A 23,687-nucleotide genomic window follows, 5' to 3' on the forward strand; every position below is an offset into this window, starting at 1 on the left:
GACGCTACGGCTACTTCGCGCGCGCCTTCGCCAGCGCGTCGCGCAGCTCGCGCTTCAGGATCTTGCCCGCCGGGTTGCGCGGCAGCGCCTCGGGCTTCCACTCGATCACGCTCGGCACCTTGAAGCCGGCGATGCGCCTCGTGAGATGCGCGCGCAGCTCGTCCTCGCTGAGCGACATGCCCGCGCGCAGGTGAATCGCCGCGGCGACCTCCTCGCCGAGGCGCTCGTGCGGCAGGCCGAACACCGCGCACTCGTACACCGCGGGGTGCTCGTAGATCGCGGCCTCCACCTCGGCGCAGTACACGTTCTCGCCCGCGCGCAGCACCATGTCCTTCGCGCGGTCCTCGACGTACACGAAGCCCTCGTCGTCGATGCGCCCGATGTCGCCGCTGCGCAGCCAGCCGTCGACGATCGTCTGCGCCGTCGCTTCAGGCTTGTTCCAGTAGCCGCGAATCAGGTGCGGGCCCCGGGACCAGATCTCGCCGACCTCGCCGGTCCCTAACACCTTGCCTTCGGGGTTGGTCACCCGCACTTCGACGACGGGCACCGTGCGGCCCGCGCTGGTGGGCTTGCGCACGTAGTCGTCGCCGGCGTTCTGCGGGCCGTACGCGTTCGTCTCGGTCATGCCGTAGCCGATGTTCGGGCGGCCCTTGCCCTTGAACGATTTGTCGATGCGGTGCACGAGCTGCGGCGGCGCCGGCGCTCCGCCGCCGCCGACCGACACGAGACTCGACGTGTCGTACTTCCCGAACGCCTTCGACTCGAGCAGATCCCACGCCATCGTGGGCACGCCGACGAAATTCGTCACGCGCTCGCGCTCGATCAGCTGCAGCGCGCGCTCGGGATCCCACTTGTACATCATCACGAGCTTCGTCCCGGCGGCGAACGAGGTGAGCATCACCGCCACGCAGCCCGTCACGTGGAAGAGCGGCACGGTGAGGATGAACGCGGTGGGATGCGTCTGCGCCTCTTTGTCTTTGGGGAAGCGCATCGCCTGCACCGCGGCGCGGCACGCGAACGCGCCGAGCGAGGAGAGCACCGCGCGGTGCGTCGAGACGGCGCCCTTCGGGTGGCCCGTCGTGCCGCTCGTGTAGAGGATCGTGGCGTCGTCGTCGTAGGTGATCGCGACTTCCGGCAGCGGCGCGCCGAGCTTCACCACGTCCTCGTAGCGATCGGTGCGCGGCGGCAGCGGCTTGCCTTCGCTGCGCACCGCGAGCGCGCGAATGTCGAGGCGCTCCAGCGCGCCGGCGGCCCGCTCGATGCGCTCGAGGTCGCCGACGAGCAGCTTCGCGCCGGAATCTTCGAGGCCGTACGCGAGCTCGTCCGGCGTCCACCACGCGTTCAGCAGCACGGCGATGCCGCCCACGCTCGTGATCGCCGCGAAGGCCGCGATCCACTCGGGGAAGTTGCGCATGCCGATCGCGACGCGGTCGCCCTTCTTCACGCCGTAATGAGTCACGAGCGCGTTGCCGATCGCGTCGACCGTCTCGGCCACGCGCCCGAAGGTCCAGCGCTCGTCCTCGTACACGAGGAATTCCTGCGCGGCGCGCAGCTTCGCGAGCGCGAACAGCATGCGCATCGACGGCGGCGTGCTCTTGAACACCTTCATGCGCGTGCCGCGCACGTCTGCCTCTGTCACTTCGAACATGCCGCCGGGCTTCGTGAGCGCCTCGACTGCCGCCTCGTACGCGATCGTCATGCCGTCCTCCGCCAGAAAGGCGCGCACTCTAGCCGTGGGATCGCAGCGAGCGGTTAGGCTCGCGCGCCGCGCCCCGCGGAGATTTTCCATGCCCCGCCTCGCTCTCGCGCTCTACGCGCTCTTCTTCGCCCTCGCGTTCGGCTGGCGCACTTGGCGGCAGCTCCGCACCACGTGGCGCTCCGGCTTCGCGGGCATCTCGCGCGGCAGCGCGCTCGAGCGCATTGGCGGCGCGCTGTTCGTCGTCGCGCTCGTGCTCGGCGTCGGCGCGCCGATCCTCGCGATGCTCGGCGCCTCGCCCGCGCTGTTCGCGCCGCTGCCCGCCGTCGGCTGCGCGCTCTACGCCCTCGGGCTGGCGCTCACGCTGTGGGCGCAGTGGACGATGGGCGCGTCGTGGCGCATCGGCGTCGACCCGAGCGAACGCACGCAGCTCGTGACCACGGGCGCATTCGCGTTCGCGCGCAATCCCATCTTCACGGGCATGCTCGGCGTCGCGCTCGGGCTCGCGCTGCTGCTGCCGAACGCGCCGGCGCTCGCGGCGGTGGCGTCGCTCGCCGTCGCGCTCGAGCTGCAGGTGCGCCTCGTCGAGGAGCAGTATCATCATCGCGCAGCACGGCGAGGCGTATCTCGGCTGGGCGCGGCGCGTCGGGCGCTTCGTCCCGGGCGCGGGGCGCCTGCGCTAACGCCTCCGCTTCTCGCAGCGAGGAGATTCCATGCAGCGCGCCGTTCTCGTCTTCTTGAGCCTCGCGCTCGCCGGCTGCGGCGGGGGCGATCTCTATGCGGGAATGCCCGACCACGTGAAGAAGCGACACGTGGCGCTCGAGGGCGCCGCGAACTTCCGCGATCTCGGTGGCTACGCGACGAACGACGGCCGCACGGTGAAGTGGGGACAGCTGTTCCGCAGCGACAACCTCGCGCACCTGACAGACAGCGATCTCGAGAAGGTCAGCGCGCTCGGCATCAATCTCGTGTGCGATTTCCGCTCGGCGCCCGAGAAGGCGGAAGAGCCCGATCGTCTGCCCGCGAACGATCCGCCCGCGGTCGCGGAGCTCGAGATCGGCGTCGACGGCTTCATGGTGAACGACCTGCGTGAGCGCATCATGTCGGGCGACATCGAAGGCCTCGATCTGCGCGAGATGCTGATCGAGGGCAATCGCCAGTTCGCCACGAAGCAGGCGCCCACCTACGCCGCGATGTTCGAACGCATCACGAAGCCGGAGAATCTGCCCGCGCTCGTGCACTGCACCGCCGGGAAGGACCGCGCGGGCTTCGCCGCCGCCGCGATCCTGAGCGTGCTCGGCGTGCCGCGCGAGACGGTGATGGCGGACTTCCTGCTCACGAATCACTACACGGCGGCGGCGACGGACCGGCGGCTCCTGATGATCGAGCTGTTCTCGTTCACGCGCGCCGATTCGGATGCGCTGCGCCCGCTGTTCGGCGTCGAGCCCGCGTATCTCGAAGCCGCTTTCGCCGAGATCGAGAAGAGCTACGGCGACTTCGACACCTACCGCCGCGACGGACTCGGCCTCGACGACGCCGAAGTGGAGGCGTTCCGCGCGCTCGCGCTGGAGTAGTCAGGGCCTCGCACTTTTCAGGAGGCTGTCGAGCATCTCGTCGCCCGGGTGCTTCGCGAGCGCGGCTTCGAGTCGCGCACGCGCGGCGTCGCGCAGGCCGCCTTGGAGCTCGCTCGTCGCGAGCAGCGCGATGACCTCGATCCGCGCGAGCTCTTCGGCGGGCACGCTCGCGAGCAGCTGGGTCGCGCGCTTCTCGTCGCCCGCCGCGAGCCGCAGCGCCGCGAGCTTCCAATGCGCGGCGGCGCTGCCCTCGCGCGAAGCGATCGCGCGCTCGTAGGCCTGTGCTGCGCCGGCGGCGTCGCCCTGCGCGAGGCGCAGATCGCCGAGCACCACGTGCGCATCGGACTCGGCGGGGTCGGCTTCGATTACTCGCGCGAGCGCCGCTTCCGCTTCCCCGACTCTCCCTAATGACCCGAGCGCGTTCCCGAGCGCGATCCAGCAGTCGCCGTAGCCGGGCGACTGCTCGGCGCAGAGGCGGGCGTGCATCTCGGCGCGCGCGAACTCACCTGCGTACTGCGCCGCGATCGCTCGCTGTGCCGAGATGAACGCGCCCTCGCCGGGGTACGCCTCCGCACGCGCGAGCGCGCCCGCGTAGTCCTTCGCCTCGATCAGCGCGCCGATGATCTCGTAGTCGCGCAGGTGCGAGATGACGTCCTTCGAGTCGATGCCGCCCACGCGCAGGTCGACCTCGCGCGCCGGCGCGGTCACGACGTAGCCGAGACTCTCGAGCTGCTCGCGCTCCTCGCCCGCGGGCGCCGCCTTCGCCCACGCCAGCGGCCGCGCGCGCTCGTGCACGCGCTCGATCTCGCGATCGAGCTCGGCCGCGACCGCGGGCTCGCTCGCGGCGAGGTCCTTCAGCTCGCGCGGATCGCTCGTCAGGTCGTACAGCTCCGGCCGCGGCGCGCGGATGAACTTCCAGCGCTCGCTGCGCACGCCGTAGAGCGGGCTCCAGCCTTGGCTGAGGCGCGCGTCGAGCGATTCCACGTACGCGATGCGTCCGCCGCGATCGCGGCCGCGCAGCGCGCCAGACAAGTCGACGCCATCCGTGTCAGCGAGCGGCTCCGCCCGCGCGAGCGAGAGCAGTGTCGGCGCGACGTCCGCGAGCCGCGCGACGTTCGTGACGACCGTGCCGGGGTCGACTCCGGGCCCGGCAAAGATCAGCGGCACGCGCTGCGTCGCGTCGTACACGGTGAAGCTGTGCGCGGGCTCGCCGTGCTCGCCGAGGCTCTCGCCGTGATCCGCGGTGACGGCGAACAGCGTGCGGCCGTCGCGGTGTCGTGTCGCGATGCCGTCGAAGAGGCGCCTCAGCTGCGCGTCGGTGTACGCGATCTCCGAGCGATACGCGTCTCCGGCGACGCGATTCGCCCACTGCGGCGGCGGGTCGTAGTTCGCGTGCGGGTCGTACACGTGCACCCACACGAAGAAGCGCGGAGGCGCGGTGGCGATCCACGCGAGCGCCGCGTCAACCACGGCCTCGGCGCGGCGCTCGGCGTAGCCGCCCGAGCGGCCGCCCGCGCGGCGCAGCGACATCGCGTCGTCGTAGGTGTCGAAGCCGCGCGCGAGTCCGTAGTGCCGATCGAGAACGATCGCGCCGACGAACGCTCCGGTCGCGAAGCCCGCTGCTCTCATGCGCTCGGCGAGCGTGGCGACGTCGCTCGGGAGAGCGAACACGCCGTTCGCGCGCACGCCATGGCGCGGCGGCTCGAGGCCAGTCATCAGGGTCGCGTGCGCGGGCAACGTGATCGGGACGGGCGAGATCGCCGCGTCGAAGCGCGCACCCGCCGCTGCGAGCGCGTCGAGCGCGGGCGTCACCGCGAGCGCATCGCCATAAGCGCCGACTCGGTCGGCGCGCAGCGTGTCCACCGTGACGAGCACCACGCGCTCGGGCGCCGGCGCGCGCGAGCACGCGGCGAACGCGGCGACGATGAGCAGCGAAGCAGCGAGGCGCATCGGCGCGCAGCTTCGCGGGCGCGCGCGCTCAGTTCGAGTCCTTCTTGCCCTCACCGCGCAGACCCCTGCCGATGCCGCGCACGAAGTCGCGCGTGCTGTGCCCGATCGCCTTCACGACGTCGCGCGTCCCGTAGGCGCTCCGTTCGATCCGCGCGCGCTGCGGGTGGCTCGCGCGCTGCCTGCGCGCCTTCACCGCGGCGGCCCCGCGCCCATCGCGCTGAGCACGTTCGCGCGCGAACCGAGCGTGTGCGCGATGCCGGAGAGGAACGAGAACACGCGGCCCACGAGCACGAAGTCGCTCGGCACGCGCACGACGGGATCCTCGCGGATCGCCTCGAACAGCTCGTCGGTCATCTCTTCGGTGAACTCGCCCTCGAACGAGCCAGTGTCGCTGCGCGACATCATGCGCCGCGCGATCAGGAGGAACGTGTTCGTGTCGCCGGTCTTCGTCTCGAACCCTAATTCCTGGAACGCGCGGATCATCGCGGACTCGTTCATCGTCATCATCGAGAACATCAGCTCGAACAGGCCGAGGCCGTAGCCGTCGGGCAGCTCCTTCGAGAGCCCAAAGTCGAGCACGATCAGGCGGCCGTCGCGCGTGACCATCAAGTTGCCGGGATGCGGATCGGCCTGGAAGAAGCCGGCAGCGAGGATCATGCGCACGTAGACGCGCATCAGGTCCTGCACCACGTCGGCGGGGTCGACGCCAGCGGCCTCGAGCGCGGCCTTCTCCGTGACCTTGATTCCCTCGACGCGCTCCATCACGAGCACGCGCCCGGTCGAGAGCTCGTGGTGAATGCGCGGGATCCACACGCGCGCATCGTCGGCGAACAGCGCGCGCACCCGATCGCACGACTGCGCTTCGCGGCGCATGTCGAGCTCCATGCCGATGTGCGAGGTGAGCTCGCGCAGCAGCGGCAGCAGCTCCATCGGCTGCGGGTCGAGGCGCTCGTAGACGCGGCAAGCGCGCTCCATGTTGCGCAGGTCGGTGCGCACGATGTCCTCGATGTCGGGGTACTGGACCTTCACCGCGACGGCTTCGCCCGACAGCAGCCGCGCGGCGTGCACCTGCGCGAGCGAGGCGGAGGCGATCGGCGTCTCGGAGAACTCGGAGAACACCGCATCGAGGGGTTTGCCGAGCTCGCGCTCGACCGCGGCACGCACGATCGGGAACGGCTTCGCCGGCACCGCGTCGTGGCACTTCTTCAGCTCCTCCACGAACTCGGGCGGGAACACGTCGGCGCGCGTCGCGATCGCCTGACACATCTTGATGATCACGCCGCGCATCGAGAGTGCAGAGGATAGGATCCAGCCCGCGGCGATCTCGTGGCGGCGCCGCTTCGTCGCCTCGTCCGGCTCGCCGCGCCGTAACAGCTTTCCCCAGTACTCGGGCAGCTTGTAGTGCGCCCACAGGCGCGCAGCGAGCACGCCCACCTTCGCTGTGCGGCGGAGCCGCGTGACAGGATGCATCTCTTGCCTTTCCGCCCCGCCAGCGGATCAGTCGCGACGCCCTGCGTCGCCCTTTGCATCCGCCCAGCTCCGCAACCGCGCTGACTCCGATCGAGTGCTACGCCGCGATCGGCTCGAAGCCCGTGCGCTCCGGCGGAGCCCACTTCGATTCGAGCGCGTCGAACTCTTCGACGAGGCGCGCCGGGTTCGCGACGCCCTTCATCGCCTCGGTGAAGCTCGCGCGCAGGTCCTCGCGCTGATCGCGCGGCCGATCGCGCGTGATCGTGCGCAGAATTAGGTGCATGAGGCCGTCGACGACTTCGCGGCCCGCGATCGTCTTGCCGTCCACCGTGCGCAGCGTGCGCGCGCGCGTCTCGCTGAGCGCGGTGCGCAGGTACTCGACGTGCGGCTTCTCGTCACTCTGGATGTGGCGAACCATGTCGCCCGCCGCCTTCGGCGCCGCCGACACTTCGGGGTCCGACAACAAGTCGACGCCCCATTGGAACGTGCCCTCGGCGAACACCTCGACCACCATCACCTGCGCCATCATCGCGAGCATCCGCTCGAGCGTGGGGTCGAGCATCGGATACGGGCGCTCTTGCGGCGCGCCGCGCCCGCCGCCCATGCGGCCCATCATGCGCATCATCACGTCGGCGGGAATCTTCGGCTTCTCGAGCGCGAGGTCGCGCGCCGCTTCCCACATCTGCTTGTGCCCGCCCTCTTCGCGCCAGCCCGCCTCGTCGCGCGCGTGCGCCTCGAACAGACCGCGGCCGAGATGATCGAGCGCGGTGCCTTCGAGCGGCTCGACGAAGCAGTCGGCGAGCTTCGGCACCTTCACGTCGCGGATGATCGCGCCGAAGCCCTCGACGATGGAGATGATCGTCAGCGTGCGCACGATCGGATCGCGCACGCCGTTCCTCAGTAACAACTTCGACTGCGCGACGTTCGGGTACTGCGGCGGCATCAGCGCCGCGGGCACGTCCACCAGCGCGTGCCCCTCGCGCGCGAGCCGCGCCTGCCACGCCGCCACCGCCGGCCCGCGATGCAGCGTGCGCGGCGAGCGGTAGGCGCCCGTCGCGTCGAAGCCGCCGTGACAGCGCACGCCGCCGGCGATGAGCGGGGCTTCGTACGCGCCGGAGTCGAGGATCTCGGCGTCGGTGAAAGTGAGTCGCTGCGGATCGAAGGACTGCGTCGTCTTCATGAGCACCTGCATCGGGGGCGCGAGCAGCCCACGTTAGCCGCGCCTCGGCGAGCCGCCTGCGCGAGAAGCGGCGAACGGCAGCAAGCGATCCGTCGTCCATCGCGTTACAAGCTCCGCACATGCACGACGCGCACGAATTCCTCACGGCGCTCGCGACCGTGCTGTGCGTCGCGGGCGTGATGACCGTGGTGAGCCAGCGGCTGCGGCTCCCCGTCGTGGTCGGCTACGTGCTCGCGGGGCTGGTGGTCGGCCCGCACGTCCCGATCCCGCTCGTGGCCGACCGCGCGATCGTGCAGACGCTCTCCGAGCTGGGCGTGATCCTCGTGATGTTCTCGCTCGGCCTCGAGTTCCACCTGACGAAGCTCGCGCGGGTGGGGCCAGCCGCGGGGCTCACCGGCCTGATCGAGTGCAGCGCGATGTTCTGGCTAGGCTTCAGCGCAGCCGACCTACTCGGCTGGAGTCCGCGAGAGAGCCTCTTCACGGGCGCGCTGGTCGCGATCTCCAGCACCACGGTGATCGTGAAGGCGTTCGAGGAGCGCGCGGTGCGCGCGCCACTGCGCGAGCGCGTGATCGGCATCTTGGTCGTCGAGGATCTCCTCGCGATCTTGTTGCTGGCGCTGCTGCCCGCGGCGGCGCTGGGCGAAGCGGTGAGCTGGCAGGGCGTCGCCGCGTCGCTCGGAAAGCTCGCGGGCATTCTCGGGCTCGCACTCGCCGCCGGGCTCTTCGTCGTGCCGCGCGCGATGCGTGCAGTGCTCGCGCTCGGCCGCGCGGAAACCGCGCTCGTCGCGAGCCTCGGCGTGTGCTTCGCGGGCGCGCTCGCCGCGCAGGCGCTCGGCTACTCGGTCGCCCTCGGCGCGTTCCTCGCGGGCTCGCTCGTGTCGGAAGCCGGCGATGCGCCCGCGATCGAGCGGCTCGTGCACCCCGTGCGCGATCTCTTCGCCGCGATCTTCTTCGTCTCGGTCGGCATGCTGCTCGACCCGCGGCTCGCGCTGGAGCACTGGCCAGCGGTCGCCGCGATCACGGCGGTCGTGATCGTGGGCAAGCTCGCGAGCGTGGGCTTCGGCGTGTTCCTCACCGGCGGCGGCACGCGCACCGCGGTCGAGAGCGGCATGAGCCTCGCGCAGATCGGCGAGTTCTCGTTCATCATCGCCGCGCTCGGCGTCACGACGGGCGCGACCGGGGAGTTTCTCTTTCCCGTCGCCGTCGCGGCATCGGTCATCACGATGGTCGCCACGCCGGCGATGATCCGCGCCGCGCCGCGCGCCGCCGCGTTCCTCGATCGCAAGCTGCCGCGCCGCGTGCAGACCTTCGCCGCGCTCTACGGCAGCTGGGTCGAGAAGCTGGGCGGCGCGACACAGCGCGAGCAGACGCTCGGCGCGAACCTGCGCCGCCTCGCGGGCTGGCTCGCGCTCGATGCGCTGTTGTTAGGGACGATCGCGATCGGCGCGTCGCTCCGCGGCGCCTCGCTGTCGCTGTGGCTCGCAGGCGCACTCGGCATCGGCACTGCGCTGGCGAACGCGATCGTCTTCGGCGCCGCGCTCGCGCTCACCGCTCCTTTCGTGCTCGGCATCGTGCGAATCTCGAAGCGCATCGGCATCGCGCTCGCGCGCGTCGCGCTGCCCGATGCGCGCACGGGCCAGCTCGATCTCTCGATCGCGCCGCGGCGCGCGCTCGTCGTCACGCTGCAGCTCGCGGCGGTGATGCTCGTGGGCTTGCCGCTGCTCGCGCTCGCACAGCCCTTCCTTCCGAGCGGCGCGGGCCCAGCCGCGCTCGCACTCACGCTCGCGGGCCTCGCCTTCTCGTTCTGGCGGACGGCGGCGGACCTTCAGGGCCACGTCACTGCCGGCGCGAGCGCGGTGATCGAGGCGCTCGCGTCGCAAGCGAGAGGCGGCATGCGCCCGGTGCATGCTCCCGCGCTCGGCGAGCTCGCGCGCGGCCTCGGCGAGCCCGAGGCGGTCCGCATCGCGCCCGGCTGCGCCGCGTGCGGCGCGACGCTCTCGGCGCTCGACCTGCGCGGCCTCACGGGCGCCACCGTTCTCGCGATCACGCGCGGCGAGCGCGCGATCGTGTTCCCGAGCGCGGGCGAGCGCCTCGAAGCGGGCGACCTGCTCGCGCTCGCGGGCACGCGCGAAGCGGTGGATGCCGCGAAGGCGCTGCTCGCGCGCGCCTAGACCGCAAAGGCCACTTGGGTCAGGCACGAAGTGGCCAAAACGGTCACTCCGTGCCTGACCCCGATTGGTCTCCGCGCCCTAGCGCCGAAGCGCCGTCACTTCTTGCTGCAGCTTCCCGATCGCGCTGCAGATCTCGTCGAGGCGATCGTGCAGCTCGCGCATCTCGCTCGCGGCGGGCTTCGCGCCCTGCTGCGCGCGCGCCTTCAGCGCGGCGTAACAACCGCGCAGCATGCGCCCGCTGTCTTGCTCCTCGGCGATGTAGCGGCCGAGCAGCTCGCCGGTGCGGATGTCGATCGAGGTGTCCTCGAAGACGCGCGCGAAGAGGTTCGTCTCTTCGCGCTTCCCGTAACCGAACGCCTCGAACTTCTCGAGGTCGCTGCAGTCCGCGTTCGCGATCTCCATGCTCTTCGCGAACGACGGATCCGGCCGGTCGAGCACGCCGTAGCCGAGCTCGCACAGCCGCTTCGTGAACGCGTGCGAGTGCTCGCCTTCGCGGATCGCGACGGTCTGCAGAATTTTCTTCACGTCGGGGTCGGTCGTCTTCGCCGCCCAGCAGTTCAGGTACTGGTGCGCGCGCCCTTCCCCGAGCGCGATCGCGTTGAGAAGACCGAGATACGAGGGCTTCTTGGCGTCCATGACGGAGCTCCTTGGTGTTGGGTCACGAACGGGTAGCGCAGCCGTCTCAGCGGCCGCCGCGGCCCGAAACGGCAGCGATGTGCGCGCGCCTCACAGCACCGCTCCGCGCGGCGGCGGCGGATCCTCGAGCGCGCCCGCGGCGACCAGCGCCTCGATCTGCGCGTCGCTCATGCCGAGCAGCGCGCGCGCGATCTCGCGCGTGTGCTGGCCGAGCTCGGGCGAGGGCGCGACGTACACGTCGCTCATGCCGCTCGCGGCGAACGCGGGGCCCTCGAGCGCCATGCGGCCCACGCCGGGCTGCTCGATGAAGCGCGCATAGCGCCACTGCTGATAGTGCGCGTCGTCGAGTTGGTCGGTGCCGGCGAACATTGCGCCGCACGGGACGCCGTGCTGCTGGAGCAGCGCGGCGATCTCGCGCTTGTGACGGGCGCGCGTCCATTCGCCGATGCGCGCGTCGAGCTCGTCCTGCGCGGCGAAGCGGCCCGCGGCGCTGGCGAAGCGCGCGTCGCTCGCGAGCGCGGCGTCTCCCAGCGCGGCGCACAGCCGGCGCCAGTCGTCGTCGCCGCGCACCGTGATCACGCACCACTGCTGCTCGCCCGCGCACGGGTAGGCGCCCCACGGCGCGCCTTGGTCGCTGCGATTGCCGCGCGGCTTCACGCTGCCCGGCGCGAGGCCCTCCTTCAGCAACAACTCCGCGAGCATGCCCGTGACGCTCTCGATCTGCGCCACCTCGACCAGCGCGCCGCGGCCGCTGCGGTCCCTGCGCAGGAGCGCGGCCATCGCGCCGAGCGCGCACACGCGGCCGGCGAGGTGGTCGGGGAAGATCGCGCCGGAGCCGGCCGGGAAGTCTTGGTCCGCGTAGTTCCAGAGGTGGACCATGCCGCCGATCGGCTGCGTGCTCGGCCCGTAGCCGATCCAGCTCTTCCACGCGCCGTTCGCCCCTAGCAGCTGGCTCGACACCATCACGCAGCGCGGGTTGATCTCGCGCACCGTGTTCCAGCCCACGCCCATGTCCGCCATCGTGCCCGTCGCGCTGTTCTCGACGATCACGTCGGCTTGCGCGATCAGCTGCTTCAGGGCCGCGAGTCCCTCCGCGTGCTTCACGTTCACGCCGAACGAGCGCTTGCTGCGGCTCGACGACGTGAACGAAGGCGAGGTCCAGCCACCGGTGACCGTGCGGATGAAGTCGGGATACGTGCGCGTCTCGATCTTGATCACGTCGGCGCCGTACTCCGCGAGCAGCCGGCTCGCCTCGACGCCCACGCCGCCGATGCCGAAGTCGAGCACGCGCAGGCCCGCGAGCGGAAGTGCGGGCGCGGGGCGCGCGCCGCTCGGCGCCGCGCGCTCCTCGGCGTTCGCGGAGAACGCGGCGAGATCGTTCTGCCCGCGCGCGGGCGCCGGCGTGCGGAAGCCTTGGCGCGCGCCATCGACCGAGAGGAAGCCGCTCGCGATCGGCGCGGCGGGGAGCCCGTCCGTGACGACTGCTTCGACGAACGTGCCGCGCGAGCGCAGGTGCACGTTCTCGAGCACCTCGCTCGGCCGCAGCACTGGCGTGCACACGATGCCGCGCCGCTGCGCCTCCGCGGACACCTCCTCCATCGTGAGCTCGGCGAAGTGCGCCTCGTAGCGCTTGGTGAGGATGTCCGCGTTCATGAGCCGCGCCGGGAACTGCTCCCAGTGCGCGTCGGCGAACTCCTCGGGCTTGCCGAGCCACTCCCACATCGCGCGCCACTGCCGCGGCGAGAGGATCACGAGGCGCACGTAGCCGCCCTTGCACTTGTAGATCGTGTAGACGGGCCCGCTGCCGTTGCGCACTTCGGCGACGGGCAGGCCCTTCTCCCGTAACAAGCTCGCGTTCGAGAACGACCAGTCGGTGGTCTGCGCGGTGCCGAGCAGCAGCGAGAAATCGAGGTGCTGGCCCCAGCCCGACGCGCGGCGCTGCCAGAGCGCGAGCAGCGTCGCGTAGGCAGCCGTCACGGACGCCACATCGTGAGCGAGCGGAACCGGCGGAATCAGCGGCGGCTTCGAGGGGATGCCCGCCTTGAACATCATCCCGCTCATCGCTTCGAGCACCGCGTCGGTCGCGATCCAGTCCGCATACGGGCCCGTGAGCCCGAAGTCCGTGAGCGAGACGTGCACGAGATGCGGATGCTCCGCCGCGATCTCCGCGGGCGCGAGCTTCTGCGCCGCACGCGCTGCCTTGTCCGCAGACTCGAGCAGCACGTCGCAGCTCGCGAGCAGCGAGCCCAGCGGCGCGCCCCCCACTGCGCTCGCGAGATCGAGCGTCGCGCCGCGCTTGTTCGCGTTGCGCCACGCGAAGTGGAGGCTCACGCCGTCGTGCAGCGGAACCGTGGCGCGCGAAGCGGCGCCGCCGGGCTTCTCGATGCGCAGCACGTCGGCGCCGAGGTCCGCGAGCAGGCGCCCGCACAGCTCGCCGCGGCCGTCGCAGAGGTCGACGATGCGGACTCCTGAGAGCGGGCGGTCAGCGGCAGCTTGCGACATGGGGGCTCCTTCGCGCTCGGCGGGCCGGCATCATATGCGCGGCGCTTCCCCGCGAACCAGAGCGGCGCGCCCATTGCCGCGCGCCCGCTTGCTGCCTGAACATGCGCCCTTCGCCGCTTCCGGCGTCCGCTCGGAGAACGTGCCCGCATGGAGCTTCAGGACATTCGCGTCGAACGCCGCGGCGAAGTCGAGATCCTCACGCTCGACCGGCCCGAGCAACGCAACGCGCTCACCTTCCGCACCTACGCCGAGCTCGAGCACGCCGTCCGGCACACGACGGCGCGCTGTCTCGTCATCACCGGCGCCGGCACCGCGTTCTGCTCGGGCGACGACGTGCGCCAGGTGATGGGCGGCGGCGAGCGCAAAGCCGGCGAGCGCCTCAGCGCTGCGGCGCCGCGCCTGACACCTGCCGCCGAGGCGCTGCTCACGAGCAACGTGCCCGCGATCGCGGCGGTGAACGGCGCCGCGGTCGGCTGGGGCATGGAGCTCGCGATGATGTGCGACCTGCGCGTCGCGTCCGAGCGCGCCAAGTTCGGCGAGCTGTTCGTGCTGCGCGGCCTGTGCTGCGACGTCGCGGGCCTCTCGCGCCTCGCCTCGCTCGTGGGCCGCGAGAAGGCCGCCGAGCTGCTCTACACCGGCGACGTGATCGACGCGAAGGAGGCGCAGCGCATCGGCCTCGTCTCGCGCGTCGTGCCCGACGCCGAGTTGCTCGAGACCGCCGTCGCGCTCGCGGCCAAGATCGCCGCGAATCCGCCGCTCGCCGTGCGCCGCCTCAAGGCCGGCCTGCGCGAAGCGCTCGATCCTGATTGGAAGACCCTCGGCGAGTGGGTGAGCCGCTCGCTCGGCGAGCTGTTCCAGACCGAGGACCATCGCGAGGGCGTGAAGTCGTTCCTCGAGAAGCGCGCGCCCAAGTACGTCGGGCGCTAGGAACAGGTCATGCGGCCGAAGCGCGACATGCGATTGCTCACGCGAATCATGATTCGCAATTACAAGAGCATCGCCGCCTGCGACGTTCGGCCCGCACAGCTCTCGTTCCTCGTGGGTCCGAACGGGTCGGGCAAGAGCAACTTTCTCGACGCACTCCGCTTCGTCGCAGACTCGCTTCGGTACTCGCTCGATCACGCGCTTCGAGACCGCGGCGGTATCAACGAAGTTCGCCGTCGTTCGAGCGGTCACCCCACGCACTTCGGGATTCGGCTCGAGTTCACGCTTCCGAATCACTACGGCCACTACGCGTTCAACGTCGGCGCGAAGAAGAGCGGCGGCTACGAGGTGCAGCGCGAAGAGTGCCGAGTAATCGGGATCTCGAGTGCGTTTTACGAGGTGGAGTCGGGCGTCGTCCGCGCGTCGTCTCTTGCAGCCCCGCCCGCACCAGCGAAAGATCGCCTCTATCTCGTAAGCGCTTCCGGGCTCGAAGCGTTCCGCCCGCTCTACGACTCTCTCTCGAACATGGGCTTCTACAACCTCAATCCCGACCAGATCAAAGATCTACAGCCGCCCGATCCGGGTGAACTGCTGAGCCGAGACGGGAGCAATCTCGCGAGTGTTGTCGCGAATCTCGCCACGCACGCGCCCGAGCTGAAGACGAGAATCGAGGAGTATCTCGCGAAGGTCGTGCCGGGCATCGCAGGTGTTGACTCGAAGACGATCGGCCCAAAGGAAACGCTCGAGTTTCGCCAGGACGTGCGAGGCGCCAAGCATCCTTGGCGCTTTCTTGCCGCCAACATGTCGGACGGAACTTTGCGCTCCTTCGCTGTTCTCGTCGCGCTCTTTCAGGGAGGAGCGAGCGGGGCCGCCGCGCGACGCCTGGTCGGGATCGAGGAGCCCGAGGTCGCGCTTCATCCTGCAGCGGCGGGCGTACTGACCGACAGCCTTCAGGACGCCGCCGAGCACGCGCAGATTCTCGTGACCAGTCACAGTCCAGACTTGCTCGACAACGAATCGATCCCCGATGAGTCGATCCTCGCGGTGTTCGCCGAGCACGGCGAAACGAAGATCGGGCGGCTCGACGAAACAGGCCGCTCTGCGCTTCGCGAGCACCTGTACACGGCTGGCGAGTTGCTTCGGATGGATCAGCTTCGCCCCGACCCTGACCAGACGCGCCTCGATCCCGAACAGCTCGAGTTGTTTGGGGACGCGAGACCCGCATGAGGCTTGCAACGATCGTCGAGGGCCATGGTGACGCCGAGGCCGCGCCCGAGTTGATTCGGCGGATTGCAGTGTCGATCTCACGCGAGGTCGAAGCGCTGCGGCCCATTCGGATTCCGCGGCAACGGCTCCTCAAGGCAGGCGAGCTCGAGCGCACGGTCGAGTTCGCTGCTCGCCACGCAGGCGCTGGTGGCGGCGTTCTGATCCTGCTCGACGCCGACGACGATTGTCCGGCAGAACTCGCGAGCGAGCTTCTCGCGCGAGCCCGCGCAAGACGCGGTGACCGTGAGATTCGTGCCGTCCTAGCAAAGACCGAGTTTGAGGCGTGGTTCCTCGCATCGGCGACGTCGCTTCGGGGGAAGCGCGGGTTACGGTCAGACCTTTCGCCGCCGGCTGATCCCGAAAGCATCCGAGATGCGAAAGGCTGGCTATCGAGCGCCATGCCGGCGGATCGCTCGTACCGCGAGGTGCTCGATCAGCCTGCGTTCGCAGCAACGATGGACCTCGACGAGGCGAGGCGAGCGCCGTCGTTCGACAAGTTCTGGCGAGACGTCGAATCACTCCTCCGGACGCAAGTCCCCACATAACAACTCGAAGGAGACCCCCATGGGCGTGCTCACAGGCAAGATCGCAGTCGTCACCGGCGCAGGCCGCGGCATTGGCCGCGAGATGGCGCTGGACTTTGCGCGCGAGGGCGCGCGCGTCGTCGTGAACGACCTCGGAGGCGCGCCCGACGGCACCGGCGGCACGCGCATCGCGGACGAAGTAGTGGGTGAGATCAAGGCGCTCGGCGGCGAGGCCGTCTCGAACTTCGACAGCGTCGCCACGGTCGAGGGCGGACAGCGCATCCTGAAGACCGCGCTCGATGCGTTCGGCGCGTGCGACATCCTGATCAACAACGCGGGCATCCTGCGCGACAAGACGATCTACAACATGGAAGAGTCCGACTGGGACGCGGTGATCGCCGTGCACCTGAAGGGCCACTACGCGTGCTCGCGCCCGTTCGCGAACTACATCCGCGCGAACAACCGCCAGGGCTGCCGCATCGTGAACTTCTCCTCGGTGTCGGGCCTGTACGGGAACTTCGGGCAGGCGAACTACGGCGCCGCGAAGGCGGGCATCGCGGGCTTCAGCCGCGTGCTCGCGCTCGAGCTCGCGAAGTACGGCTGCACCGTCAACACGATCTCGCCCGGCGCCGCGACGCGCCTCACGATTCCGCTGATGCAGGGCCGCGGCGAGCCGGACCGCGCCAACGCGCCGTCGCAAAGCCCCGCGCAGATCGCGCCGGTGGTGAGCTGGCTGTGCTCGGCGAAGGGCCAGGGCTTCACGTCGCAGATCATCAACGTGATGAGCGGCGAGGTCGGCATCATGCAGCAGCCCGCCGTGATTCGATCCTTCACGAAGGGCGGCGCCCCGTTCACGCAGAACGATCTCGACGCGGTGATGCCGCAGCTCCTCGCTGCGCGTCAGGAGAACCTCGCGCGCGCGAAGAAGGAAGGCGCGGCGGAGAAGATCTGAGGCGCGGCGGGGGACGCGCGTTTCGTCGACTCGCGAGGGGCCGGCGCGCAAATTGGGCGCGCCGACTCACTCCTTCGCTTGCGAACCCGCCTTCTCCTCCGCGCTCCACGTCCTCGGCGCCAAGATTGAGCTCAGCAGGTCCGGCTTCGCTTCGTCGCGCACGAGATGCGGGTGCCGCGCGCCGCCGCGGTAGTCGACCTCGTGCGTCGTGAAGAAATCCGCGTTCTTCACGAGCAGCTCGATCGGCGCGCCGCTTTCCTTCGCCGCGGCCATCGCGTCGGCCAGCACGTCCGCGTTGAACGCGCGCGAGTTCACGGCGACGACTTCGGCGCCGACGCCGATGCCGGCGCGAGCGAGGGGCGAGCCGGGCACGAGGTCGGCGACTTTGGCCTCGCCCGATAGGTAGGCGCCGAGCGAGTCGAGCAGGTTCAGCGCGCCCTCGGATTCGGCGGCGCAGGCCTCGCCGAGTGCGTTCGGCTCCTCGCTGTAGACGAGCTTCCAGCCGGCAGCTTCGATGCCTTCGAGCGGCGCGCCCGGGCGTAGCCCGTCGATGCGCTGCGCGAAGAACGCCTCCCAGTCGCGCGGCGCGACTTCGTTCAGCGCAGCGACGAGCTCGGCGCGCGTGTACGGCTTCACCTCGGGACCACCGCTCGTGGCGCCGCCGAAGAACGCGCGCGCGAAGTCGTCTAGGGACTTGGCGCCGCTCGTCTGCGCGCGAATCAGCGCGTCGGCCTCGAGCCACACGAGCGCGCCTTCGCTGTAGAAGTCCACGCCGCGGCGCCAGCTCGAGCCCTCCCAGCGCGCGCCGAACAGGTGCTGCACCTCGCGCGCGGTATCGACGAGCGGTCGCCACTCGCGGCCCTTCGTGTAAGCGAGGCCCGCCGCGATCCACGCGAGGCTGTCGCGTTCCTGCTCGGGCGTCACGAGCCCCGCGCGCGCGGCGAGCACTTCGGCCCAATAACTCGTGAGGCCCTCGTACACCCACAGCAAGTCGCCTTCCATCGGCGTCGTGAAATCGCGCGCTGCGAGGCCGGCGGGGCGGCGGTACTTCGCGTTCCACGAGTGCACGAACTCGTGCGGGAGGAGCCACGCGCCCGAGAGCGTGCTCGCCTCCTCGAGGAACGTGCGCTCGGGGAGGCGGTTGTCGCTCGACTCGTGGTGCTCGAGCCCGAAGTGCGCGACGTGATCGGAGAGCGCGAGCAGGAAGTCGTAGCGGCGATAGTGATGCGCCCCGAACAGCGCATGCGTCTCGGGCACGAGGCGCGCGAGCGCCGCGAGCGTCTCGGGCTTCAGCGCGAGCGCGGCTTCGCTGTCGGCCATCAGGTGAAGCACGTGCTCGGGCGCGCCAGCGGGCGCCGCGAGCGGAATCGGTCGGTAGTGCGCGCCCGCGAGCAGCGGCGAATCGACGAGCGTCTCCAGCGAGACGGGCGCGTACTTCACGCGATGGCCGCGCTTCTCCGTGATGCGCAGCGCCGTCGCCGCTTCCCAGCCCGCGGGCGGCTCGATCTGCGGCTCGAGCTGCAGCGCTGCCGGCCGCTCGCCATCCGGGTAGAGCAGCACGGTGTTCCAAGCGAGCATCGCGAGCTTCGCGGAGGTCGAGGGCGCGTTCGTGAAGCCGTCGCCCCTCGAAGGCGCGAGATAGTCGAGCGCCACGTCGATGCGCGTCACACCTGCGGGCACCGTCACGCGGAAGAGGTGCAGGTCGACCGAGTCGCGTTGCCACGCGAGCGCCTGCTTGCCCGCCGTGATGCGCAGGCCCGCCATGTCGACCACGGGACCGCTCGGCGAGTGCTCGCCGGGCAGCCACTTCGCATAGCGCAGCGCGAGCGGTCCACTCGTTACGGGAATCGTCTCGCGCGCGCGCAGGATGCGCTGGGGCGCCTCGCGCAGGTCGACCGTGAGACGGATCGGCTCCGCGCTCGCCGCGCCGAGGGTGGTCAGGAACGCGGCGAACAGGAACGCGATCAGTTGCACAGGCTCACTCCATTCGCGCTCTCGCGAGCGCCTTCACGTCGCGAAACGAGACCAGCTTCCCCGCCACCTCGTCCCACAAACCGAGCCGAAAACAGCGAATCGCTTCGCCGAGCGCCAGTCGGTTCAGCTCGGCGAGCTCGGGATGCGCCTCGATGCAGGCCCGCAGCCGGTAGTTGGGAATGCGCGGACACAGGTGGTGGACGTGGTGAATGCCGGTGTGCCCTGTGAACCACTCGAGCAGGCGCGGCAGCGCGAGGTACGACGAGCCGAGCAGGCTCGCATCGCGGTGACGCCAGTCGGGCGGCTCGGCCCAATAACCGTTCTCGAAGTTGTGGTGGACGTAGAAGAGCGCGACGCCCGCGGCGGCGGCGAGCGTCATGGTGGGCAGGTAGATCCAGAGGAATTCGCCGAAGCCGAGCGTCGCGTGAATCGCGAGCCCGAGCGCGAGCAGCGCCGCGTTCATGCCGAGAATGCTCAGCCGCGCCTCGCGCGCGGGCTCGGGCAGATTGAACGGCAGGCGGAAGCGCAGATAGAACTGCCACGACGGCCCGACGCCTAACAACCCGAGCGGATGCCGGTAGACGCGGTAGGCGAGTCGGCCGAGCCACGACATCTCGCTGAACTCGCGCGCGGTGAACACGTCGATCTCGCCGATGCCGCGCTTGTCGAGCCGGCCGATCGTGGCGTGGTGCGTCGCGTGCGCGCTGCGCCAGTACGCGTAGGGCACGAGGCTGATCACGCTGAGCGCGCGCCCGGTCCAATCGTTCGCGGCGCGCGAGTGGAAGAAGGCGCCGTGGCCGCAGTCGTGCTGGATCGAGAACAGGCGCAGCGCGAAGCCCGCAGCCGGAATCGCGAGCACGAGGCTCGCCCAACGACTCGTGTCCGCGAGCTGCCACATCGCGACGAAGAGCGCGAAGAACGCCGCGAGGTTGCCCGCGAGCTGCGCCGCGCTGCGCAACGTTTCGGGCTCGGCGTAGGCGGTGAGAACGCGCTGCCACTGCGCGGACGACATCTCTGCTGCGCTCAAACGAAGCTCCCCGATCGTGGCGACCGAGGCGATGGGGACGCAGCGGGCGCGAACGGCGCATGGGTAGAACGCCGACCGGAGCGAGGCGACGGCGCGCGCGGCTTTTCACAAAGAAGGCACAAAGCGCGCCGGACCTAGGGGCGAGCGAAGCCAAGCTATGGGGTCGCAGGCTTCGGCGGCGACTTGCGCGCCACCCAGGCCTCGACGGCCTTGCGGCAATCGTCGAGATCGCGCTGCGTGAGCTGCGTCTCCACGACGATCAGCGCCCGCCGCGCGCTCGGATGACCCGAGCGCGTCGCGATCTCGAGCCAGCGGCACGCCTCGACGGGATCGCGCAGGGCACCCTTCGCCTCCGCGTGCAGCGTGCCGATCGCGTACTGCGCGTCCGCACTGCCAGCCTCCGCCGCCCGCCGGTACCAGGCGAGCGCCTCGTAGTCGTCCTCGCGCGTTCCGATGCCCATGTCGTGGCGGAAGCCCACTTGGTACTGGTCGATCACGCTGCTCTGCTCGGCGGCCGCGCGATACCAGCGCAGCGCCTCGGCTGCGTCCGCGGCGACGCCAACGCCGCCATCGAGCCGCTGCGCGATCGCCGACTGCGCCTCGACGTCGCCCTGCTTCGCCGCCTCGAGGTAAAGCCGCGACGCCTCGGCGTCGTCTTTCGCGACACCGCGGCCCTGGGCATACATGCTCGCTAGCTGACGCTGCGCCGACTTGTGGCCGAGATCCGCCGCGACCTTCAGCCAGCGCGTGGCGTCACTCGCGCTCGCAGGACTACCGACGCCGAAGTCGACGAGCACACCGAGCCGGTACGCCGACTCCGCATGCCCCCTTCTCCGCCGCCGTGCGGTACCAGCGCTGTGCCTCCGCGTGATTCACCCAGGTCCCCTGGCCCGTCTGATACATCTGCCCGACGACCGACATCGACTCGACATCGCCCGCCTTCGCGCGCTTCAGGCTCTCCGCGAACGCCGCCTCGAAGCCCTGCTGCTGCCTCTCCGCCGTCCGCTCCAGCTCCGCCACCGGATTCGCCGGCACGCAAGCGAGCGCGACCAGCGCGGCCATTAACAACGCGAGGTAGGCGCGCATCGAGTACCCCCGAGAGACGAGACGCAGTCTCGCAAGCCAACGCACTCCTTGGAAGCTCCCCGAACTCTCGAAAGCGCCGGAACGCCCTCGAAGTCGAACGCACCTCCAAAGCGTGTCGGCCGAGGCCGCAAGCGAAGCGCGCAGCAAAGGCCGAGTCTTCGAGGCCGATGCGAAGTAAACAAGGAAAGGGCGACCTGCTCGGTCGCCTTGACCTGCACCCTAAGCGCGCGGCACCCAGAGCAACGCGACGCCATCCACGCTGAGGTCGCCCTTTCGCGGCGCGACCGTGATCTCGCTGATCTCGAGCGCCTCGACGCCGCCCGCGGTGCGGAGCGCGTCGACCTCGGCGTTGAACGCGGCTTCGAGCTCCTTCAGCTGCGCCGCGATCGCCTCGGCGCCCTCCTCCGCGCGCGCGATGTCTTCCTTCTGGCGCGCGGCGCGGCCCACGCTCTTCGCGACGCTCGCGGCGCGCCCGACGTTCGTGGCGCTTGCGAGCTTGCGCCCGAACAGCGCGCCGAGCACCGACGCGCCCATCGAGACCGCGGTCTCGAGCTTCTTGCTCGAGTACTCGTCCTTCTCGCGCTCGGCTCGCTCCTCGGCGCGGCGCAGGCGCTCCTGCAGCTGCGCGAGCTTCGGCGCCCACTTCTGGCGCAGCTTCTCCAGCTCGAGGTCGCGGCTCTCGTGGAGCTTGTCGCGCAGTCGCGCACGGAAGTCCCCGAGTGATTCGCCGGGGTTCGATGTCGCCTTCAGGGCTCTGCACTCGTAAATCGTGAGCGGGCGCGCCTGGAACAGCTTCGACTCGAGCATCTTCGCCCAGCGCGCGTAGCTCGCAGGCCGCTCGGCGAGCGCGGGCAGCGGCGCAAACGACGCGCCGGGCGCTGGCCCCGCTGCGAGCGCGGGCTTGCCGGGCAGCTCCGTGAGCGCCTCCCACGGCGCATCCGCGCTGGCTTCGTCGAGGCGCGAGCTCAGCGCGAGGCTCTGCCACGTATCGAGCTTTGCGGCGGCGTTCACGTAGTGCGCGCTAGCGGTGGCGAACAGGTGCGGCTCGTACGCGAGCGCGCCGCCCGTGCCCGTGGCCGGCGCTGCGGCGAAGCGCTCCTCGATGCCCGTGGGCAACGTGGGGCGCGCTGCGGGCGCCTCCGCGGCAGGAGCCGGAGGCGCGCTCGGCGCGGCCGTAACAACTCCGGGCGCGGCGCTCGGCGCGGGTGTGCTGGGCGCCGTGAGCTTGCGGATCTGCTCGCGCGTGAGCGGCCCGCGCAGGTACGAGAGCGCCCAGCGCGACTCGAACAGCGTCGGCGCGTCGTCGTGCACGTTGTGCATCAGGAACTTGCGATTGCCGAGGCCGGCGAGCACTCGCTCCATCGCACCGCGATCGAACGCCTTGCCGGTCGCGGTGCTCGCGCCTTCGAGGCCTTCGAGCACGCGCAGCTTGTCGCGCTCCGTCTGCAGGCGGCCGAGGAACCACGTGCCGGTGTTGGCGAGGCCCTTGTAGTCGAGGTCGACGGGGTTCTGCGTCGCGAGCATCACGCCCACGCCGTAGGCGCGCGCCTGCTTCAGCAGCGTGAGCATCGGCTGCTTCGACGGCGGATTCGCCGTGGGCGGGAAGTAGCCGAAGATCTCGTCCATGTAGAGCAGCGCGCGCAGCGACTGCGTGCCCGGCTGTGCGCGCATCCACGCGATCAGCTCGGAGAGCAGCAGCGTGACGAAGAACATGCGCTCCCCGTCGCTGAGGTGCGCGATCGAGAGCACGCTGAGGCGGGGCTTGCCCTCGGGCGTGTAGAGCAGGCGCGCGATGTCGAGCGGCTCGCCCTCGAGCCACGCGCCGAAGCTCGGCGAGGCGAGCAGGTTGTTGAGGTTCATCGCGAGCGCCATGCGCTCTTTGGCGGGATAGAACGACTCGAGGTCGAACACGCCGACGCGCTCGAACGGCGGCTGCTGAATCGCGCGAATCAGGCTCGCGAGGTCGAGGTTCTCGCCCTTCGACCACGCGGCGTTCACCACGTTCTGCAGCAGGATCGACTCGCGGCTCTGAATCGGATCCGCGTCGACCCCGAGCAACGCGAGCAAGCTCGCCACCGCGGCCTGAAGGCGCTCGCGCACGGCCTCGGCGTCGCTCGCGAGCGCGGGCGGCGGCGCGTCGAACGAGCGGAGCAGGCGCAGCGGGCGGCCCGCGGTGGAACCGGGCGTGTAGATCGCGACGTCGGCGGCGCTGCGGAACGCGCCGATGCGCTCGGGCGCCTGCCCCCAATCCGCGAGCCCTTTGCGCCAGCGATCGGCGACGGTCTTCGCGTAGTCCGCCGGCGTCGCACCCGCGCGCGCAGCCTCGGCGGGGTCGATCCACGGCGCGAAGTCCTCCGCGCGCAGCTGCGGGAACGTGAGCAGCAGGTTCCCGAGATCGCCCTTCGGGTCGATCGCGAGCGCGGGGATGCCGTCGATCGCGGCCTCTTCGAGCAGCGCGAGGCAGAGGCCGGTCTTGCCGCTGCCCGTCATGCCCACGCACACGCCGTGCGTAGTGAGGTCCTTCGCGTCGTAGAGCAGCGGCGCGTCGCTGGGCGCACCGTCCGCACCGATCACGCGGCCGAGGTAGAAGGAGCCGAGCTTCTCGTAGTCGTCTGCGCGCAGCATCGCGGGATTACATCGCGCGCGTGGCGGCGGCGGCAACCCAAATCGTGTCGCGAGGGACTCGCGATTCGGCCCCGCCTTGGTTTTCGCGCGCGGCTGAACTACCCAACTCCGTTCTTCTGACGCGGAGCTG

Annotated in this window: 18 protein-coding genes and 1 pseudogene; 7 read left to right on the top strand and 12 right to left on the bottom strand. The window is 70.4% G+C overall.

All coding sequences use genetic code 11. The annotated features are described in order from the left end of the window. Nucleotides 1-10: 10 nt before the first annotated feature. Nucleotides 11-1,699 carry an acyl--CoA ligase gene (locus FJ091_07585; protein MBM4383219.1) on the bottom strand — a complete coding sequence of 563 codons (1,689 nt, stop codon included), beginning with the start codon at nt 1,697-1,699 and terminating at the stop codon, nt 11-13. Between the two features lie 88 nt (nt 1,700-1,787). Here FJ091_07585 and FJ091_07590 point away from each other — a divergent pair. Next, nucleotides 1,788-2,379, top strand: a pseudogene (locus FJ091_07590) (isoprenylcysteine carboxylmethyltransferase family protein). A 30-nt stretch (nt 2,380-2,409) separates the two neighbouring features. Further along, nucleotides 2,410-3,270, top strand: a complete 861-nt coding sequence (locus FJ091_07595; GenBank protein MBM4383220.1) for a tyrosine-protein phosphatase — start codon at nt 2,410-2,412, stop codon at nt 3,268-3,270. Here the strand turns inward: FJ091_07595 and FJ091_07600 are convergent, their stop codons facing one another. From FJ091_07600 to FJ091_07615, 4 genes are all read right to left on the bottom strand, one after another. Continuing rightward, entirely contained in the window at nt 3,271-5,220 is a 1,950-nt protein-coding gene (locus FJ091_07600; GenBank protein ID MBM4383221.1) for a sulfatase-like hydrolase/transferase, read from the bottom strand. A 28-nt stretch (nt 5,221-5,248) separates the two neighbouring features. Further along, nucleotides 5,249-5,413 (bottom strand): hypothetical protein, encoded by a 165-nt coding sequence (locus FJ091_07605; GenBank protein MBM4383222.1) that lies wholly within the window; start codon nt 5,411-5,413, stop codon nt 5,249-5,251. Continuing rightward, nucleotides 5,410-6,690 carry an AarF/ABC1/UbiB kinase family protein gene (locus FJ091_07610; protein MBM4383223.1) on the bottom strand — a complete coding sequence of 427 codons (1,281 nt, stop codon included), beginning with the start codon at nt 6,688-6,690 and terminating at the stop codon, nt 5,410-5,412. The genes FJ091_07605 and FJ091_07610 overlap by 4 nt, the downstream gene beginning before the upstream one ends. A gap of 97 nt (nt 6,691-6,787) precedes the next feature. Further along, on the bottom strand, nt 6,788-7,870 hold the full coding sequence (locus FJ091_07615) for a hypothetical protein (protein ID MBM4383224.1): 1,083 nt from the start codon (nt 7,868-7,870) through the stop codon (nt 6,788-6,790). A gap of 119 nt (nt 7,871-7,989) precedes the next feature. Here FJ091_07615 and FJ091_07620 point away from each other — a divergent pair, with 119 nt between their 5' ends. Further along, nucleotides 7,990-10,041, top strand: a complete 2,052-nt coding sequence (locus tag FJ091_07620) for a cation:proton antiporter (protein ID MBM4383225.1) — start codon at nt 7,990-7,992, stop codon at nt 10,039-10,041. A gap of 78 nt (nt 10,042-10,119) precedes the next feature. On the opposite strand, the gene FJ091_07625 is transcribed toward FJ091_07620, so the two are convergent. Both FJ091_07625 and FJ091_07630 read right to left on the bottom strand, forming a co-directional pair. Further along, a complete protein-coding gene (locus FJ091_07625; protein MBM4383226.1) occupies nt 10,120-10,677 on the bottom strand; it encodes a hypothetical protein in 558 nt (185 codons plus the stop codon). A 90-nt stretch (nt 10,678-10,767) separates the two neighbouring features. Then, the gene (locus FJ091_07630; GenBank protein MBM4383227.1) at nt 10,768-13,179 is read right to left on the bottom strand and encodes a CoA transferase; all 2,412 of its coding nucleotides are present in this window, start codon (nt 13,177-13,179) and stop codon (nt 10,768-10,770) included. A gap of 147 nt (nt 13,180-13,326) precedes the next feature. On the opposite strand from FJ091_07630, the gene FJ091_07635 reads away from it, so the two are divergent. The 4 genes from FJ091_07635 to FJ091_07650 are packed head-to-tail and all read left to right on the top strand — an operon-like array spanning nt 13,327 to nt 16,845. Continuing rightward, a complete protein-coding gene (locus FJ091_07635) occupies nt 13,327-14,106 on the top strand; it encodes an enoyl-CoA hydratase/isomerase family protein (protein MBM4383228.1) in 780 nt (259 codons plus the stop codon). 27 nt (nt 14,107-14,133) lie between these two features. Then, entirely contained in the window at nt 14,134-15,330 is a 1,197-nt protein-coding gene (locus FJ091_07640; protein ID MBM4383229.1) for an AAA family ATPase, read from the top strand. After that, nucleotides 15,327-15,914 carry a DUF4276 family protein gene (locus FJ091_07645; GenBank protein MBM4383230.1) on the top strand — a complete coding sequence of 196 codons (588 nt, stop codon included), beginning with the start codon at nt 15,327-15,329 and terminating at the stop codon, nt 15,912-15,914. Before FJ091_07640 ends, FJ091_07645 begins: the two co-directional genes overlap by 4 nt. 19 nt (nt 15,915-15,933) lie before the next feature. Continuing rightward, complete coding sequence (locus FJ091_07650; protein MBM4383231.1) at nt 15,934-16,845, top strand: SDR family NAD(P)-dependent oxidoreductase; 912 nt, start codon at nt 15,934-15,936, stop codon at nt 16,843-16,845. A gap of 66 nt (nt 16,846-16,911) precedes the next feature. On the opposite strand, the gene FJ091_07655 is transcribed toward FJ091_07650, so the two are convergent. From FJ091_07655 to FJ091_07675, 5 genes are all read right to left on the bottom strand, one after another. Continuing rightward, complete coding sequence (locus FJ091_07655; GenBank protein ID MBM4383232.1) at nt 16,912-18,813, bottom strand: M61 family metallopeptidase; 1,902 nt, start codon at nt 18,811-18,813, stop codon at nt 16,912-16,914. Nucleotides 18,814-18,823: 10 nt separating this feature from the next. Beyond that, complete coding sequence (locus tag FJ091_07660; protein MBM4383233.1) at nt 18,824-19,846, bottom strand: fatty acid desaturase; 1,023 nt, start codon at nt 19,844-19,846, stop codon at nt 18,824-18,826. Nucleotides 19,847-20,001: 155 nt separating this feature from the next. After that, nucleotides 20,002-20,643 (bottom strand): sel1 repeat family protein, encoded by a 642-nt coding sequence (locus FJ091_07665; protein ID MBM4383234.1) that lies wholly within the window; start codon nt 20,641-20,643, stop codon nt 20,002-20,004. Then, nucleotides 20,618-20,932 (bottom strand): sel1 repeat family protein, encoded by a 315-nt coding sequence (locus tag FJ091_07670; protein ID MBM4383235.1) that lies wholly within the window; start codon nt 20,930-20,932, stop codon nt 20,618-20,620. Before FJ091_07670 ends, FJ091_07665 begins: the two co-directional genes overlap by 26 nt. Before the next feature lie 219 nt (nt 20,933-21,151). Continuing rightward, nucleotides 21,152-23,557 carry an ATP-binding protein gene (locus FJ091_07675; GenBank protein ID MBM4383236.1) on the bottom strand — a complete coding sequence of 802 codons (2,406 nt, stop codon included), beginning with the start codon at nt 23,555-23,557 and terminating at the stop codon, nt 21,152-21,154. Nucleotides 23,558-23,687: the final 130 nt, after the last annotated feature.

It is taken from the genome of Deltaproteobacteria bacterium, from assembly GCA_016875395.1.
In the GTDB taxonomy this organism is placed as follows: domain Bacteria; phylum Myxococcota_A; class UBA9160; order UBA9160; family UBA6930; genus VGRF01.

Bases quoted from the DNA above. Each gene is read 5' to 3' on its own strand.
- FJ091_07585 (MBM4383219.1), bottom strand. From the start codon at position 1,699: ATGACGATCGCGTACGAGGCGGCAGTCGAGGCGCTCACGAAGCCCGGC.
- FJ091_07595 (MBM4383220.1), top strand. From the start codon at position 2,410: ATGCAGCGCGCCGTTCTCGTCTTCTTGAGCCTCGCGCTCGCCGGCTGC.
- FJ091_07600 (MBM4383221.1), bottom strand. From the start codon at position 5,220: ATGCGCCTCGCTGCTTCGCTGCTCATCGTCGCCGCGTTCGCCGCGTGC.
- FJ091_07610 (MBM4383223.1), bottom strand. From the start codon at position 6,690: ATGCATCCTGTCACGCGGCTCCGCCGCACAGCGAAGGTGGGCGTGCTC.
- FJ091_07615 (MBM4383224.1), bottom strand. From the start codon at position 7,870: ATGAAGACGACGCAGTCCTTCGATCCGCAGCGACTCACTTTCACCGAC.
- FJ091_07620 (MBM4383225.1), top strand. From the start codon at position 7,990: ATGCACGACGCGCACGAATTCCTCACGGCGCTCGCGACCGTGCTGTGC.
- FJ091_07625 (MBM4383226.1), bottom strand. From the start codon at position 10,677: ATGGACGCCAAGAAGCCCTCGTATCTCGGTCTTCTCAACGCGATCGCG.
- FJ091_07630 (MBM4383227.1), bottom strand. From the start codon at position 13,179: ATGTCGCAAGCTGCCGCTGACCGCCCGCTCTCAGGAGTCCGCATCGTC.
- FJ091_07635 (MBM4383228.1), top strand. From the start codon at position 13,327: ATGGAGCTTCAGGACATTCGCGTCGAACGCCGCGGCGAAGTCGAGATC.
- FJ091_07640 (MBM4383229.1), top strand. From the start codon at position 14,134: ATGCGATTGCTCACGCGAATCATGATTCGCAATTACAAGAGCATCGCC.
- FJ091_07645 (MBM4383230.1), top strand. From the start codon at position 15,327: ATGAGGCTTGCAACGATCGTCGAGGGCCATGGTGACGCCGAGGCCGCG.
- FJ091_07650 (MBM4383231.1), top strand. From the start codon at position 15,934: ATGGGCGTGCTCACAGGCAAGATCGCAGTCGTCACCGGCGCAGGCCGC.
- FJ091_07670 (MBM4383235.1), bottom strand. From the start codon at position 20,932: ATGCGCGCCTACCTCGCGTTGTTAATGGCCGCGCTGGTCGCGCTCGCT.
- FJ091_07675 (MBM4383236.1), bottom strand. From the start codon at position 23,557: ATGCTGCGCGCAGACGACTACGAGAAGCTCGGCTCCTTCTACCTCGGC.